Source organism: Methanocella sp. MCL-LM (genome assembly GCF_049676595.1).
Lineage (GTDB): Archaea > Halobacteriota > Methanocellia > Methanocellales > Methanocellaceae > Methanocella_A.
Genome location: NZ_CP187259.1, coordinates 1564026 through 1578261, shown reverse-complemented (window position 1 = coordinate 1578261; position 14236 = coordinate 1564026). Strand labels below are relative to the sequence as shown.

The window sequence follows — 14236 nt, the reverse complement described above, 5'->3', positions numbered from 1 at the left end:
ATAGCATCAGGCCTATCTCTTTTTCATGAAGTTCGAGGGCATCGTCGAGAGGTTTCCAGGCCTGTGCGTGGCGGAAGGCATCATCAAAAACCTTGAGATCAGGCCGGTAGCGGAGGATCTGGAGCGGCTCAAGCCGGAGATTGCGGGCAAAATCCAGTCGACGTATACGCTCGAGTCCGTTAAAGACGCCCCGGGGTTCAGGGCTTACAGGGACTTTTTCTGGAGTGTCGGAGTTGATCCGACCAAGACGAGGCCGGCATCAGAGGCGCTGGTGAGAAGAATTCTGGCTGGAAAGCCCCTACCGACGATCAATACGGCGGTAGACGCCTATAACCTGATTTCTGCGCTGCACGGAGTGCCTATCGCAGCCTTCGATGCGGACCTGCTGCACGGGGAGCTCACGATGAGGTTTGCGGCACCTGGCGAACGCTTTCAGGGCATCGGCATGAAAGAGCCCGTGGAGCTGAAGCCTAACCAGGTGATCATCTGCGATGAGGCCGACAACGATGTTGTCGGAGAGATAATCGCAGTATACCCCTACCGGGACTCGGACAGCACAAAAGTAACTATGGCCACCAAAAATATGCACGTTATTTCGTGCGGCGTACCGGGAATCGGCCGGGAGACTGTGCTCGATACGTACCGAGCCTGTGCTGCCAACCTGGCAAAATATTGTAGTGGTAATCCGGCAGAGCCGATCCTTCACCCTTGAGCGGCTACTTAGCCTCGGCCTGCTGGCCGGCCTCTGCACTCAGCACCTTGTTGATCTCGTCCGGGTTGAAACCTACTATAGTCTTATCCCCGTAGACGAGGAGCGGCGTGGCCCGGACCTTGTACTTGTGGACAAGCTCGTCCATCGCAGAGCGGTCTTTGGTGATGTCCTTATCCTCGAACTTGATGTTGTGCTTCTGCAGGTATTCTTTCAGCTGGTTGCAGTACCCGCAGGATGGTTGAGTGTAAATTTTAACGTCAGGCATGAATGATTCAACCCAATATGAGTGGCTGTTTCGGGCGTAAATAGGATGGCGCGGATATAAACGGCATGCGTTAAGCCAGAGTTTGATTGCGGTAAGGGCACTGGCAGGGCGGGGAACTGGAGATTAAGCTACCACTATGTATTTTAAGGGGTATCTTCAATAGTCGGTTAGTGAAGTAAGATGGAGTCGACTAAAACGACAGAAAAACGTAATTTGATCGAAAATGAAGCTGAATATATAGTCCGGTACGTGAAAGGTTTCGAGGTGTTCTCAGCCAGGGATGAGGCTGCCATCGACGAAATTCTGGCGATGATGAATAACGCACATGCGGCCATCGATCGCATCGAAGAGTCCCACCAGAAGCGCATCGTCCTGATGCGCGAGATGGCGGAGACCATCAGCGCGATGGAAGATGATCACAAGCAGTTTGCCTCGAAGCACAAGAAAGCTGCAGTGGATTAGTACCGGGTGAGTGCCGGTACCCCGGCAGTTTTACTGGGTAACCCGGGAACCAGATAGAAATATTACGCTTAAAAAGGTAAAATTACACTTTTATAAGTTTTTTTCTCAATATTAAGGCTAATGGGCTAAGTATTTATCATTTAACGCCTAAACTTGAGCTGGTTATATTTATGCCAGCGATCGTAACCAGGGATCTGACTAAAAGATACGGAAAGTTCGAGGCGCTCTCCGGCCTGAGCATCGAAGTCGCCGCAGGCGAGTCTTTCTGCCTGCTGGGGCCGAACGGCGCGGGCAAGTCCACCACGATCAGCATGCTGACCGGGTCGATCGAGCCCACATCCGGCGCTGCCACTGTCATGGGCATCGATGTGGCAAAGGATCCGACGGGCGTGAAAAAGATGGTAGGCATCGTGCCCGAGATGGAGTATCCCCCCAGCTTCTTAACCGTCAGGGAATACCTGGACCTGGTTTGCAGCATTCGCAAAGTCCCGGAGCCGAAGCCCAAAATCGACCGCTGGATAGAATTTTTCGGCCTCGGGCCCAAAGAGGACGTGCTCTGCAAGGACCTCAGCAAGGGTACGAAGAAGAAGGTGATCGTCTCGGCTGCACTCGTGCATGAGCCGAAGCTCCTGTTCCTCGACGAGCCGTTCCTGGACCTGGACCCCATTGTGCAGCACAACATGAAGGACTACCTGAGGTCGTACGTGAAAGAGGGTGGGACCGTATTCCTGTCTACCCACATTCTGGAGATCGCCGAGAAGCTCTGCGACCGGACCGCCATCCTGTATAATGGCAAGCTGATCGCGTCGGGCAAAGTTTCCGAGCTCAAGCACTCCCAGGAAAGCCTCGAGGATGTCTTTATGAGGCTGGTGAAAGAGGAAGGGGCATGAGCGCGAACCTGTTCTGGCTGTTCATCAAAGAGGAGTACCGGGCTCAGTCGTCCATGTTCAAGAGTTCGTTCCTCATGTACCCGATCTTCATCCTCGTCATGTCGGGGCTCATGGGCCTGATGCTGTTGCCTATGCGGATGTCGCTCTCCACATATGAGCTCGTAACTCTCGCCCAGATAGGCGTGTTCATGTCGGGCATGCTGGTCGGCGGCATGGCGATGTTCCAGGAGGCCATCCTGGAAAGGCGGATGCCGGGAGTGAGGCTGCTGCTCAACATTCCGGGCACCCTGCCCGTCTCGAACAAGAAGATGTTCACTTACTTCTACTTCAAGGACATCCTGTACTACATAGGTATGAACGTGCTCCCGGTACTGTTCGGGCTGTACGTATCCACGTTCCTCACCGGCCTGCACGTGGATCTGCCGATGGCTGCCCTGACCTTCATCCTGTCCTTCCTGCTGGGCGTCTCGGTGAGCTTTGCGCTCTCTACACTGGCAGTCCGGAGCAAGGCGTTTTTTGCTGTAACACTGCTGGCGATCATGGGGCTGGCATACGTGGCGACGATCGGCCAGGCGAGCGCTCTGGTCGGCATCGGCCGGTTCGTCCCGACAGTCGGGGCATATATGGGCGGATCAGTAGTAGACATCACCATATCGATTGTAGTGTTCCTGGCCTTGTCGGCGTTTTCGCTGGCCTTCATCAGGGAGACCCCACACCCGGTCGAAAAGCGTTATAAGAGCAATTTTGGCGGTGTCAGCCGCCGGTTCGGTCTTTTCGGGCGCTATGCTACTCTGGCAGCCAAAGAGTGGATCGACCTCATGCGCAGCGGCGGGCTGGGCTCGGTGCTCTTCTCCTTCGTGCTTCCGCTGCTGTTCCTCTGGGGCCTGCTCTGGATGATGTCGAACGTGATGACCTTTATGACCGACGGCAACGCGATCAGCCTGCCGTTCAACACAATGTTCTACTCGATCATCATCGGTTTCTTCGCTTCCCTGGTCTACGGCTGGCTGAACAACATCGATAACAACGCCAACTACCGGATGCTGCCGGTTACGATGCCGGACGTGATCAAGGCCAAGCTCATCCTGTTCGTGATCCTCAACACAGTCGTCTCGGTGATATACCTCGGCCTGATCAGCATCAGCAGAGGCGAACTGGCCCTGCTGCCTGCCGGCCTGTTCACGATGTTCATGGTTTCAGGCTACACGGGCGTGCTCACAGCATATATGACGGGCATTTTCACCAACAGCCTGATGTTCGACTACAAGGTGATGTCGATCTACGCTCTGGCAGTGGCGCCGGTGCTCGTCGTCCTCATCCTGCTGTCGTTCTACCCCGGGATGCTGCTGGCAGTCGTATGTCTGTCGGCCCTGCTGGGCGCTCTGGCATGGCTGCTGCTGGGGAGGATAGATAAAAAGTGGGGCAAAGCCGAGTTCGGGGCCTGAGGGCCGGAAAAGTAGAGCCCCTGCGTACACGATCCTCGCCAGTCGGAGAGGCCAGCCTATATTACGGCCTGGCCCATTTTTTATTATGTATAATAGCGAATATATTTTTTAATTTCCGGCAGAATATCTTCCAAACATGAGCCGGCTACATGAGATGATGGACGAGATCGAGCGCCAGCGCCGCAAGGGTAATTTTAACGGCGCGGAGAACCTGGCGAAGCTCGAGATGAAGGAGTACGAGCTGCAGGGCAACACGCCGTACTTCAACTTCTACAGAGGCTTTTTATGGTACCTGTACGACTTCCCATTCGATGCCCTGATGCATTTTAACAATGCGCTGCTGACCGAAGAGAAGGACATGTTCTACGTACACAAGTTCAAAGGAGTCGTCAACCTGGAGAATGGCAAGTACGACGAGGCGATAGCATCTTTTGAGGCGGCCATGAAGCTGACGTCAACCGAGGCGGACACGATCTCCATCATGAACTCCCTGGGCAATACCTACCTGAGGTCTGGCAACACCCGGCGGGCGCTTGAACTGTACAGCGAAGCCTTACAGCTCTCGTACGATCACGGCCTGGACGAGTGGACGCAGACAACCCTCTCCAACATAGGCGTGGCCCACATCCACATGGGAGACTACAAAGGGTCGCTTAAGTTCTTTGAGGACGCGCTGGAGCTGGCCAGAGCGCTGGGTGATGCGAGGGGCGAAAGGATATGCCTGAACAACCTGGCAGGCGCCCTCAATAACATGGGAGAACGGAACGATGCGCTGGAGCTCTTCGAGGAATCGTTGAAGAAGGCTTCGGAGATCGACGACAAGTACGGGATACGGGTCGCATACAGCAATCTCGGGTACACCTACCGGCTGTTAGACAAGCCTGACAGGGCGATGGAATACTATAAAAAAGCCCTGGAACAGGCGAGGCAGATCGGTGATCGCCCTGGAGAAAGCATGGCTCAGTACTGGATCAATTCTCTGGAAGAAGGTCAAAAAAGATTCGTGGCATCTTAAGCGGCACTAGCGTCCGCGTTCAGCCGGGTGTCCAGCGCGTGCATAAGTTCGCGGTACTCCCTGGTAGAAAAGTCCATCCACTCGTTGACTGCAAGGAGGTAAATGGCAGTCCTGGCGCCTTTCTTGGTCAGCCGGTAGTTTTCGTGCCGGTAGTCGACCAGGCCGGCGCAGACAGTGGCAGCGATGACGGAGGTCAGGTGCTCGTCACTCATGCTGCATTCGTTCGAAAGCTCTTCAAAATTCTGAGGGCCGCTGCACAGTGTGGCCAGAACCTCAAGGATCATCGAACATGATAAGGACCTGCATGAATCCATACTCGTCACCTGCAACCGGATGAATGTTAGCAGCGTGAACTTAGGGTGCGCAAATTGGTGTGGGGGGTATATAGCTTTATTGCGATGCACCCTAAGTGTCACCGCTCTATACCCTACTACAATTGTCGGCTATATAAATTAATACAACATGCCTGTATGTACAAGCATTACAAAAATTAGAATAAATTGGTAATTACAAATATATATCCAAATTTATTGCGTTATCAGGCCTTCCCGCGCCAGGGCTCGGCGCGGGATTGCCCGGTCTGTTGACGCTTGCAATGCATTCGCGTGCATGCAGGCACATACGCTTAGAACAGGTTCAGGGCGAACTCGGGATAGGCTCCCGCAAAGTGTACTCCGCCCAGCGCCGGGACTCCGGCGATTCCGCCGGCAGTGCTAAAGCTCGTCGCGAACGTGTGATCCTCGGCGGCGTTGGCCCCTACCATGCTGTTGGCCACGTTAGCTACCCCGAAAGGACCGAGCCCGTAGCCGCAGCCAAACGGCATGCCCGGCAGCACCCCTGGCAGCGGGCTGAAGCCGTTCACGGCCGCATCGGCCGCCGCCTGCGAATTGGCCATAGTGGCATCGTGGCTGTACGTGTTGAACGTTGTCGGGCCCGCCGCCGCAAGGCCCGGACCTGCCACGATCGTCCCCATGGGGAAGCTGAAACCGAAGGCCGCATTGGCGGCCAGAGACGCTAACACGAAGAGCAAACCCGCTGCTACCAAAACATATGCAATCCTCACCTTAATCATACTAAACCCCCACAACAATATGAGTATCTAAAACAGGTAATAATAAATATATTAGTATAGATTCTGGCGAAAAGCCCGCGTTATCAAGGAGCATAACGCATCGAAACCGCCTTAAAATGGCTGGCGGGCCAGCTTATCGTGAAAAGGGCGATCGCAGGCTAAAAAAAGGGCCTGGCCGGAAGCCGGCGACCTTATTCACCAGCGTAGTCCAGCGGGTCGATCTCGCCCTTCAAAAACCGGATGGTGTTCCTGGATGCGGCGACGCTCGGCGCTCCGCCTACCAGCATGGCTACGAAGATGGCTTCCATGATCTCCTCCTTCTTCGCGCCGAGGTAGAGCGCGGCCCTGGCGTGGGTGTCCACGCAGTCAGAGCACTGCTGGGTGGCCGTGATCGCCATGGCGATGAGCCGCTTGTTCTTGGCAGAGATGGCGCCGTCCTTAAGGATGACCTCGTCGAGCCCGTTGATCGTTTCGAACATCTCAGGATTCGTATCCTTGATCAGTTCCAGAAGCTGGGGCATGTAGCCCATCCGCTTTTCAAATTTTTCGAACTCCTTGTAAGGCATAACAGTCTCTCTCCTGGCAATAGCATTCTATTGCAGTCACAACCCATTGAAAAATCAAGGGGTTGTAAATTAATAGTCTATATACTGACCTTCAAATATTTGCTGGTATATGCAAAATAAAGCGCAGGAGAGAGCTGACGAGAGAGGAAAACGCAACAGGGGTTGGTTGATCGTGCCGCAGATAAGTTCTAGCTGTGATCGATGCTGCCACCACGTATCTTCAGGACGTCTGCGATGACCCCGGGGATATCCCCGATGCCGAAGGATTCTTTCTCCCCTACCGCCAGGACATAGTCACCCGGCGTGTGGCTGCGATCGTAAACGACTACATAGTACCGGCCGGGTTCGCTCAGCAGCGTATGCTTCCTGACACCCCGGTAATAGTTTATCCCGGTGAACGGCTCGTAGAAGGTATCCCGGGCCCCGGGAGGAGAATCGACGATAAGAGTACCATTACCGTCAGGCACCTCAAAGGGCAGGCTTGCCTTGCCAGCCAGCCCCGGACCTACGAGAGCATAAGACGGGTAAAAGTTAGCATAGGCCTTCTTCTCCGGCACCAGCAGCTCAGTATAGACGTTCAGCGAAACATCGATGTCAAAATAGTAGTAGTCGGCATCCCCCGCAGAATCGAGGTAGCCATAGGCTGCCCACGATACTGTGGGATCAGAGATTTCGATTGCGTCGGCATATCCGGAAGTATCTCCTGCCTCAAAAAGGGGCTTATGGGCGGAGCCCGGTGAAGTCGCCAGCAGGAGCGCCATGAACAGCAGTAGTGTAGATGCTATCACAAACAGGGTTGCAATTACAGTCACGCGCTTACGGCTGAAACAAGTATACCTGCCCCTGAAATACTAGCCTGTAGTTAGGCTACCCCATACGCTAGTCGAACTTGCTAAGGCCCTCAGTCAAATTTGCTGAGGCGCTGCAACTCCTTAGACTCCTCAACCTGAAGCCTCTCATGATCTTCAATTTCAAAAACCTCTTCTACCTCCCCATCCGGAGACTTCACGATATAACGGCCTTTTTTTCTCGAAGGAACCATCATGTAATACACGTTTCCACGCGCGAGTAAATCGGTTTGCGATAACTTTAACGGAATACGGAAAGAGGCTAAAGTAGCAAGCAGCACGATAAGGGCGGTATTGACAAGGCTTGTTCTAGGTTACCCGATATACTAATACCACGACCGGCCGGACAGATGGTGAGAACGCCATATAAAAGTAGATAGGGGTGTAAGAAGTAATAGAATAAGGTAAAGCAGATCAGTTTCCCGGAAGCTTACGGGTAGATGAGGCGATGGTATGACAAACAGAAGTGGTAGTAGTAGCAGCAGCAGAGGAATTCGGAAACTGGCGATCTATGCCTGGCTGGCAGTCCTGTTCCTGGTCGTATTCGGCACGCTTGTCGCAGTTTCAGAGCTGGCCCCGGGCAATACCCTGAAAGCAAACCCGATCACCAGCCTGCCGGGAGATGTTTACGAAGGCACAATCGCAGATACCCCCATAGCCCCGGAAGACCTGGAAAGCGCCACACTACAGCTTACCAGCCCCGGCAGCAGCAGCCTCATCCCGTATACGGAACGCGGGTTCGACAATGCCACGGTCGCATCGATAGCCTGGTGGAAAGAGCCTGACTATTACAGCAATACCACTGAATATAGAAGCTACCTGAGAACGACTCCGGAGCGGCAGGCTAATTACACGGAAGCAAAGCGGATCTTTTTCCACTTCATGACCGATAGCCTCGACCCGGCCATCGAGGCTTCACCTCAAAAAGAGGATCTGATCCTGTTCAGAGGCATAGGCCCGGGACTGACCCAGTCAGTACTGACGAGCGGGACTTATGTCGAGCTAGCCTACCCGTCCACCACCTATGACGTAACCATCAGCCTCATCCTGTTCGGAGCCAGAGGCGACGACGGCTACAAGAACGTGCTGGTGATGCAGCGGGAGAAAGGCGAGAAATCGCTGTACATAGACGAAGAAGAGCGAGAGTACCTGCTCCCCCGGGATACGCAGTGGAACGTCATCAAGGCAGTCAACATAGAAAATCTAACCATCGAAGCCGACTTCCCGCTGATGAGCAACGGTAAAACAATAGACAGCGTAAGTAAGGTACGATTAATTTACATAACAGAGGCAGCCTGATCTCAGAGTGATGTTCATGGAAAAGAAAAAGAAGAGCAAATTCGTCATCGAGGAAGGCGACGTCAAAGTCGCCGGGAAACACCAGCCCACAGAAGACGAGAAGAAAGAGGCTGAGGAAGTCTTCGACAAAATACTGAAGAATAAAAAGCCAAAAAAATGATTCAGACACAAACCCCAGAGGATCGACATAACTATTGACAACCCGAAGTTACAGAGAGAATTTACCACGGCGGCACGGCTCCTTATCCTGACAACTGGAAAACAAAGGTTCTAACCACGGCGGCACAGCGATACAGAGACAATACGAGAAGCGATAACCAGATTAATATTCTAACCACAGCGGCACGGCGACACAGAGACAAAGCGAGAAACGATAACCAGATTAATATTCTAACCACAGCGGCACGGCGACACAGAGACAAAGCGAGAAACGATGGCAGGATGGTTATTTGAACCACGGCGGCACAGCGACACGGAGACAACCGTACCCGAATAGCAAGACTCCTTTTTTATTGATTCACAGCGGCACGGCAGGCTGATGGCACGGAGACAGATATGTTTTCCTTCCTTCAGGCATTGATCAGAGATCAGACTGAACGATTGAGTAGTATGCATATGGTTAATGCTCTGTCTTGGTGTCGCTGTGGACTAAAAAAGAGTTCACTTTTACCGGTTCACCACGGTCTTTGTGTCGCCGTGCCGCCGTGGTTCTAGTTACCCACTGGCTGGTCGTGGATCACCTTGTCTTTGTGTCGCCGTGCCGCCGTGGTTCAAATATTTGATCTACAGTTGCTATGATAAAGGGCCATGCCGTCGTGGTTTATCCTAGAATGGCATTCACTCGCCGAGTCCCAGCCAGTAGCATATCTCTTTTTTCTCCAGCCGGCTGACTTCGAAGTTGGCCTCGAGCTGGCGGAAGAGTAGCCTGCATTCCTGGGGCTCGCCGATGTCGATGTAGTGGGCGACTTCGGCCGGGTCGAATTTGAACCCGAGGGTTCTCATAGGTTGTATAAACCTCTCGTGAAACTCCCGGTTCTCCATGCGGCCGGAGGATGCCAGCCTTACATATAGCCGGGAGGAATCCCGGTCCATCCAGATTTTCACGCCTGTGCTCATGGTTGATCGATCTCCCGGGGAACATATATGGATGAGGAATAACCGTCCTGAAAGTAAAATTAAACTATTGTAATTATACCATATAAAATCAAAATAATAGGCATATTAGCGGTAAATTATATGTAGAGCGGAAAGTGATGATATAGTGATCGAAAATGGTTCCTGAGACGTGGAAACGAGGTATGGGCATCACGATACTACTTTTGCTGATCGTATCGGCCGCAGGCTGCTTCGGCGGAACGCCGCCGGACTTCAGGAACGAGACGGAAAAGTACGATTTAGCTGTACAGCAGTACAACAACGCTAAAACCCTCTACCACCAGGGCAACTATTCCGTCGCCAAAACAGAGTTCAGCGCGGTCATCAAGCATTTCCAGGACAACAAATCGGTTTTCGAGACGATCTCCAAAGGCAACTACACCAGTAAAGAGGTATACCTCTCTAAAAAGCTGGTCAATAACGCTGATCAATATACATACGCAGCCGCCTTTTACCGGGACGTCGCAGACGCTGCAGCCAGAGGAGACACGAAGCAGGCTTATGCCATAGAGCTCAACGCCGAAGAGTTCGACCAGGCCTCCCGGCTGACCTACGAGGACATACGGAATGAGCTGCTGCCGTACCTGCACAGCCGTAAGTAGCCAGACGTGGATAAGGCCCCACTTCCCCGGAACTGCTAGCGCCAATAAAAATCCATAATGACTATTGGCGAATAATAATAGGCGTCTATTTTAAGCCAATGCCTGCCGAGTAAAAATTTAATAAAGAGGAGGATTAATATGGCGGGATTAGTAATCACAATACTATTGTTTATCATAGCGTTGATCATTTCGACGCTGGTGATATATGTCGTTACAAAGATGTTCGGTGAAACCGAAAGCATACAAACCGCGTTAATTGCGGCCGTGGCTGGTACGGCCATTTACGCAATAGTGTATTATTTCATAGGGCACGGCCTGATCGCATCGGTCCTTGCAGGTATCGTCTGGCTGATCGCACTACGGTATCTGTACAAGATAGGCTGGGTTAAATCGCTCATAATCGCAGTCATCATCTGGATCATATCTGCGATCGTCGGGTGGTTGCTGCCCACGCTGACGGGCCCGGTTTAAAATAATAATATCAGAAGTAAGCTTACCTCGTCCCGGGGGATGCCCGGACTATGCCCGGACTATGCCCGGGACTTTCTGCGGTTTTTCCAGCGGTCGTACCTCATGAAGGTGCTCATGACAGGCCGGAAAAAGAGGCCCATGATGTTATAGTATTCGAAGCAGGCGGGGATGTTGACGCCGGCAGGGCATGGAATCCATAGTAGTCGATGTGATCGGTCTGCAGGTTATGCAGCTGCTCATCGAGGAGCTTATCCAGGTCTTTACCGGCCCGGATCAGGAAGAGCGGCGCCCTGGTCGCTATATTCACCTTCTCCCGGTAGCCGTCCGCCAGAACCCGGCCGATGACCGCCTCGTTCCCGTACATCCAGGACGTATCCAGGTAGTTCACGCCCTGGTCGATGGCGTGGCGGATCTGCCTGGTCGCCCGCTCTTCGTCGATAGCTTTGCCCTTCTTCGGCAGCGGCATTGCCCCAAATCCAAGTGCAGACAGGCGATCACCTGTCTTTTTGTAGTCCTGTACTGCATGTCGCAAGCCTTCAGTCGATCGTTGTGAGTTATCGATCATTTTTAATATTAATTATAGGTTTGGACAGGGCAGTCAATGTTTGATATTAGATCAAATTTGCCTTAATGGTATTATCCGGGGGTATGAGTGATGTCTAATAAGGGGAAAACAATGGGTGACAGGCGATTGCTAGCCTGTCCCAAAGATGTCATATATTTTTTTATTGTCTGGTGCTAGTATTAGCGGAGGCCCGGAATGAACGGGTTGTTGAAGCCCAGACCGGAACCGATTCCGCCAAGGCCCATGCCAGCCCAGCCGAGACCGCCCCAGCCGAGACCACCAAGACCACAGCCACCCAGTCCAAGGCCACAGCCACCGAGACCGCCAAAGCCACCGAGGCCGCCAAAGCCGAGACCGCCAAAGCCACCGAGGCCGCATCCGCCCAGTCCGAGACCGCATCCACCGAGACCGCCCCAGCCGCCCCACCAGGCTGCTGCGGGCAGAGTTAGAACCATCGCAGCCGCCACTAGCAGAGCGAATATCGCTAATTTCTTCATGCTTTTTCATCCTCCTACAAAACAAAAATACCAGTAGACAATAAATAAATCATCTTAGCATTTAATTGAAAATCACACGATATTATCGATGATTTCATGAAAAGCGTTAGTTAATGGCACGTATATCTAAAAATAAGGCTAATATCTGAACTAATAACTCAATAATGCTAAAATATTGCTACTTATTGATTCAGACTGGAAAATCTTGGAGAGAAAACAGATAGGGTTGGGAGTTAAGCTGGTGCAGGTTTTTTACTGCCCGCCAGCGCCAGTTTAGCCGCCAGCAACGCCAGGATAACCGATTACTCGGTGGTGTGGTGCGGGGGAAGGGATTCGAACCCCTGAACGCCTTCGCGACAGGATCTTAAGTCCTGCACCTTTGGCCTGACTTGGTTACCCCCGCAGTTTGAAAAACAAACCGACAATATACGGTAAGCGGACTAGTAATGACATTCAAGGTTAATAAAGTTAATTGTCAAACCGGCCGGTTGGCAGGGAGATGTTTCCCGTTCGAGTAAACGTCTCTAAAAAGAAATTGCAGTGCCCGCGGTGAGGCGGACACGGTTCGGCTTTAAAAGGCCTCAAGTATCTCGCTGAGCTTTGCTGCGCGGTCCTTCATGGACTTAGCGGCACGGGTGATGATCTCCTGGGCGGAGTATGACCCGTCGGTCTCTATGGTAAAGAGGAATGCCTTCTTATCCTCAGAGATGTCTATGGCGCCTGCGTCGCAGATGTCGACGCACAGCTTGCACATCGAGCACTTGTACTGGTCGGTGACCACGAGCTTGTTCTTCTCGATCTTGAAGACGCCTCTCGGGCACTCGTCGATGCATGCCTTGCACATGTCGCACTTGTCAGATACCGTCACGATGGGCACGTTCTTGTAGCCTGCCGCACAGACGGGCTGGAACTTGGCGTGCTCCCGGGAGTAGCCGAGCCTGGCGGTGCCGCTTACGACGACCTTCTGGCCCTGCTTGAGCTCGATGATGGGTATGTTGCTGTCTACGGGCACGGTTTCCGGGTCCGACGACTTCATGTCGCTGGAGTGGACGACGCATGGCCCTTCGGCAGACACCGACAGCGAGACCTGGCAGAGGGCGCATCCGGCGCCCTTGCACTCGCACTCCGACTGTAGCTGGTACATGTCGAGGTTCGTCTTCAATGGTATGAGACCGAGCCGCAGTGCCAGCATCTCGTCGAAGAGCACCGACGTGTTGTCATAGATGTCGACGTAGTCGATCGCCATCTTGGGCACGTCTGCGATCATGGCCCTGCGGAGGCCGTTCGCGAACGCCGGGGTGACATCGGTAAGGACGAACTTCGCCTTCCGGTCCTTCAGCTCAATGATCTCCAACTTCATATTATACGCGCCTGCCACGCTTGCCGCCCGGGGCTCTGGTGCCGTCGTGCGGAATGGGGGTAACGTCTTCAATCCTGCCGATGCGGATGCCTGAACGGGCGAGCGACCTGATGGCTGCCTGAGCACCTGGGCCGGGGCTCCTCTGGTGGTTGCCGCCGGGTGCGCGCACGCGGATGTGTACGCCCATGATGCCCTTTGCCTTGATCTGTTCTGCCACGTTGGCTGCCATCTGCATGGCGGCGTAGGGCGAGCTCTCATTGCGGTCCTGCTTGACCACCATGCCGCCCGAGGTCTTGGCCAGCGTCTCTGCGCCGGTCAGGTCGGTGACGGTGATGATGGTGTTGTTGAACGATGAGAAGATGTGTGCAATTGCCCACTTGAACTGAGGCTGTTCTGCCATTGTTTATTCCTCCTTCTTCGGGGCCGCTGCTGCTTCCGCGGGGGCTGCCTTCGGGGCTGCCTTCGGGGCGGGGGCTGCTGCGACGGGCTTCGTGGCCAGCTTTTCCTTGGTGATCGAAGAGCCGACGTAGAAGCTGAGCATGTCTTCCTCGCCCTTGAGCACGAGGTAGCCCGGGACGGTGATCTTCCTGCCATTTAAGGAGATGTGTCCGTGGACGATGAACTGGCGTGCCTGCTTTATGGAGTTGGCGTAGCCTTTCCTGTAGACGATGGTCTGCAGCCTGCGCTCCATGATGTCGTCGACCTTGAGCGCGAGGATGTCCTCGAGCTTGGAGTCTTCCTTGAGGATGCCGATGGTCTGGAGCTTCTTCACGATGTTCTGGGCGTCCCTGATGTAGTGGGAGTCATCCGGCAGGTTGCCTGCGGCCAGTACACCGAGCAGGGCCCTGGCGTTGCCACGGTACTTCCTGAGCTCGGATGCGTGCTTCCATACACTCTTCTTGTTCCTGAGGCCGTACTTCTTGACAAGGCCAGTCTCTTCGTCGATCCTCGCTTTCTGCCACGGGTGGTTAGGCGTGTCGTAGAGCTTCTTCATTCTTCCTGGGTATCCCAT

General features: G+C 53.5%; 21 protein-coding genes and 1 tRNA gene. 9 read left to right on the top strand and 13 right to left on the bottom strand.

Annotated features, from left to right (window positions below; all coding sequences use genetic code 11):
- The first annotated feature begins 25 nt into the window (after positions 1 to 25).
- Positions 26 to 712 carry a B3/B4 domain-containing protein gene (locus ACPLPM_RS08020; RefSeq protein ID WP_424359722.1) on the top strand — a complete coding sequence of 229 codons (687 nt, stop codon included), beginning with the start codon at positions 26 to 28 and terminating at the stop codon, positions 710 to 712.
- A gap of 4 nt (positions 713 to 716) precedes the next feature.
- Here ACPLPM_RS08020 and ACPLPM_RS08015 read toward each other — a convergent pair whose 3' ends face one another.
- Complete coding sequence (locus ACPLPM_RS08015; RefSeq protein ID WP_424359721.1) at positions 717 to 977, bottom strand: glutaredoxin domain-containing protein; 261 nt, start codon at positions 975 to 977, stop codon at positions 717 to 719.
- A 180-nt stretch (positions 978 to 1157) separates the two neighbouring features.
- On the opposite strand from ACPLPM_RS08015, the gene ACPLPM_RS08010 reads away from it, so the two are divergent.
- The 4 genes from ACPLPM_RS08010 (at position 1158) to ACPLPM_RS07995 (ending at position 4789) form a co-directional block, all read left to right on the top strand.
- Complete coding sequence (locus ACPLPM_RS08010) at positions 1158 to 1439, top strand: hypothetical protein (protein ID WP_424359720.1); 282 nt, start codon at positions 1158 to 1160, stop codon at positions 1437 to 1439.
- 170 nt (positions 1440 to 1609) lie between these two features.
- Positions 1610 to 2329 carry an ABC transporter ATP-binding protein gene (locus tag ACPLPM_RS08005; RefSeq protein WP_424359719.1) on the top strand — a complete coding sequence of 240 codons (720 nt, stop codon included), beginning with the start codon at positions 1610 to 1612 and terminating at the stop codon, positions 2327 to 2329.
- Positions 2326 to 3774 carry a hypothetical protein gene (locus ACPLPM_RS08000; RefSeq protein WP_424359718.1) on the top strand — a complete coding sequence of 483 codons (1449 nt, stop codon included), beginning with the start codon at positions 2326 to 2328 and terminating at the stop codon, positions 3772 to 3774. Before ACPLPM_RS08005 ends, ACPLPM_RS08000 begins: the two co-directional genes overlap by 4 nt.
- 136 nt (positions 3775 to 3910) lie before the next feature.
- Entirely contained in the window at positions 3911 to 4789 is an 879-nt protein-coding gene (locus ACPLPM_RS07995) for a tetratricopeptide repeat protein (protein ID WP_424359717.1), read from the top strand.
- Here ACPLPM_RS07995 and ACPLPM_RS07990 read toward each other — a convergent pair.
- From ACPLPM_RS07990 to ACPLPM_RS07970, 5 genes are all read right to left on the bottom strand, one after another.
- Positions 4786 to 5073 carry a hypothetical protein gene (locus ACPLPM_RS07990; protein WP_424359716.1) on the bottom strand — a complete coding sequence of 96 codons (288 nt, stop codon included), beginning with the start codon at positions 5071 to 5073 and terminating at the stop codon, positions 4786 to 4788. The genes ACPLPM_RS07995 and ACPLPM_RS07990 overlap by 4 nt on opposite strands.
- Positions 5074 to 5414: 341 nt before the next feature.
- The gene (locus ACPLPM_RS07985; protein ID WP_424359715.1) at positions 5415 to 5861 is read right to left on the bottom strand and encodes a hypothetical protein; all 447 of its coding nucleotides are present in this window, start codon (positions 5859 to 5861) and stop codon (positions 5415 to 5417) included.
- 191 nt (positions 5862 to 6052) lie between these two features.
- Complete coding sequence (locus tag ACPLPM_RS07980; RefSeq protein ID WP_424359714.1) at positions 6053 to 6427, bottom strand: carboxymuconolactone decarboxylase family protein; 375 nt, start codon at positions 6425 to 6427, stop codon at positions 6053 to 6055.
- Between the two features lie 188 nt (positions 6428 to 6615).
- Positions 6616 to 7239 carry a hypothetical protein gene (locus ACPLPM_RS07975; protein WP_424359713.1) on the bottom strand — a complete coding sequence of 208 codons (624 nt, stop codon included), beginning with the start codon at positions 7237 to 7239 and terminating at the stop codon, positions 6616 to 6618.
- An 89-nt stretch (positions 7240 to 7328) separates the two neighbouring features.
- The gene (locus ACPLPM_RS07970; RefSeq protein WP_158308858.1) at positions 7329 to 7472 is read right to left on the bottom strand and encodes a hypothetical protein; all 144 of its coding nucleotides are present in this window, start codon (positions 7470 to 7472) and stop codon (positions 7329 to 7331) included.
- Between the two features lie 256 nt (positions 7473 to 7728).
- Between ACPLPM_RS07970 and ACPLPM_RS07965 the strand changes: the two genes are divergently transcribed.
- The gene (locus ACPLPM_RS07965; RefSeq protein ID WP_424359712.1) at positions 7729 to 8574 is read left to right on the top strand and encodes a hypothetical protein; all 846 of its coding nucleotides are present in this window, start codon (positions 7729 to 7731) and stop codon (positions 8572 to 8574) included.
- Positions 8575 to 8590: 16 nt separating this feature from the next.
- On the top strand, positions 8591 to 8734 hold the full coding sequence (locus ACPLPM_RS07960; RefSeq protein WP_424359710.1) for a hypothetical protein: 144 nt from the start codon (positions 8591 to 8593) through the stop codon (positions 8732 to 8734).
- Positions 8735 to 9411: 677 nt separating this feature from the next.
- On the opposite strand, the gene ACPLPM_RS07955 is transcribed toward ACPLPM_RS07960, so the two are convergent.
- Entirely contained in the window at positions 9412 to 9690 is a 279-nt protein-coding gene (locus ACPLPM_RS07955) for a hypothetical protein (RefSeq protein WP_424359709.1), read from the bottom strand.
- A 155-nt stretch (positions 9691 to 9845) separates the two neighbouring features.
- Between ACPLPM_RS07955 and ACPLPM_RS07950 the strand changes: the two genes are divergently transcribed.
- Entirely contained in the window at positions 9846 to 10331 is a 486-nt protein-coding gene (locus ACPLPM_RS07950) for a hypothetical protein (RefSeq protein ID WP_424359708.1), read from the top strand.
- Between the two features lie 138 nt (positions 10332 to 10469).
- Positions 10470 to 10802, top strand: coding sequence for a hypothetical protein (locus ACPLPM_RS07945; protein WP_424359707.1), 333 nt, complete (start codon positions 10470 to 10472; stop codon positions 10800 to 10802).
- A 112-nt stretch (positions 10803 to 10914) separates the two neighbouring features.
- Here ACPLPM_RS07945 and ACPLPM_RS07940 read toward each other — a convergent pair whose 3' ends face one another.
- The 6 genes from ACPLPM_RS07940 to ACPLPM_RS07915 all read right to left on the bottom strand — a co-directional run bounded on the left by ACPLPM_RS07940 (position 10915) and on the right by ACPLPM_RS07915 (position 14236).
- Positions 10915 to 11367, bottom strand: coding sequence for an aldo/keto reductase (locus tag ACPLPM_RS07940; RefSeq protein WP_424359706.1), 453 nt, complete (start codon positions 11365 to 11367; stop codon positions 10915 to 10917).
- A 179-nt stretch (positions 11368 to 11546) separates the two neighbouring features.
- The gene (locus ACPLPM_RS07935) at positions 11547 to 11864 is read right to left on the bottom strand and encodes a hypothetical protein (RefSeq protein WP_424359705.1); all 318 of its coding nucleotides are present in this window, start codon (positions 11862 to 11864) and stop codon (positions 11547 to 11549) included.
- A gap of 315 nt (positions 11865 to 12179) precedes the next feature.
- Positions 12180 to 12267 (bottom strand) — tRNA-Leu (locus tag ACPLPM_RS07930).
- 168 nt (positions 12268 to 12435) lie between these two features.
- Complete coding sequence (locus tag ACPLPM_RS07925) at positions 12436 to 13224, bottom strand: DNA-directed RNA polymerase subunit D (RefSeq protein WP_424359704.1); 789 nt, start codon at positions 13222 to 13224, stop codon at positions 12436 to 12438.
- Between the two features lies 1 nt (position 13225).
- On the bottom strand, positions 13226 to 13624 hold the full coding sequence (locus ACPLPM_RS07920) for a 30S ribosomal protein S11 (protein ID WP_424359703.1): 399 nt from the start codon (positions 13622 to 13624) through the stop codon (positions 13226 to 13228).
- Positions 13625 to 13627: 3 nt separating this feature from the next.
- Positions 13628 to 14236, bottom strand: coding sequence for a 30S ribosomal protein S4 (locus ACPLPM_RS07915; RefSeq protein ID WP_424359702.1), 609 nt, complete (start codon positions 14234 to 14236; stop codon positions 13628 to 13630).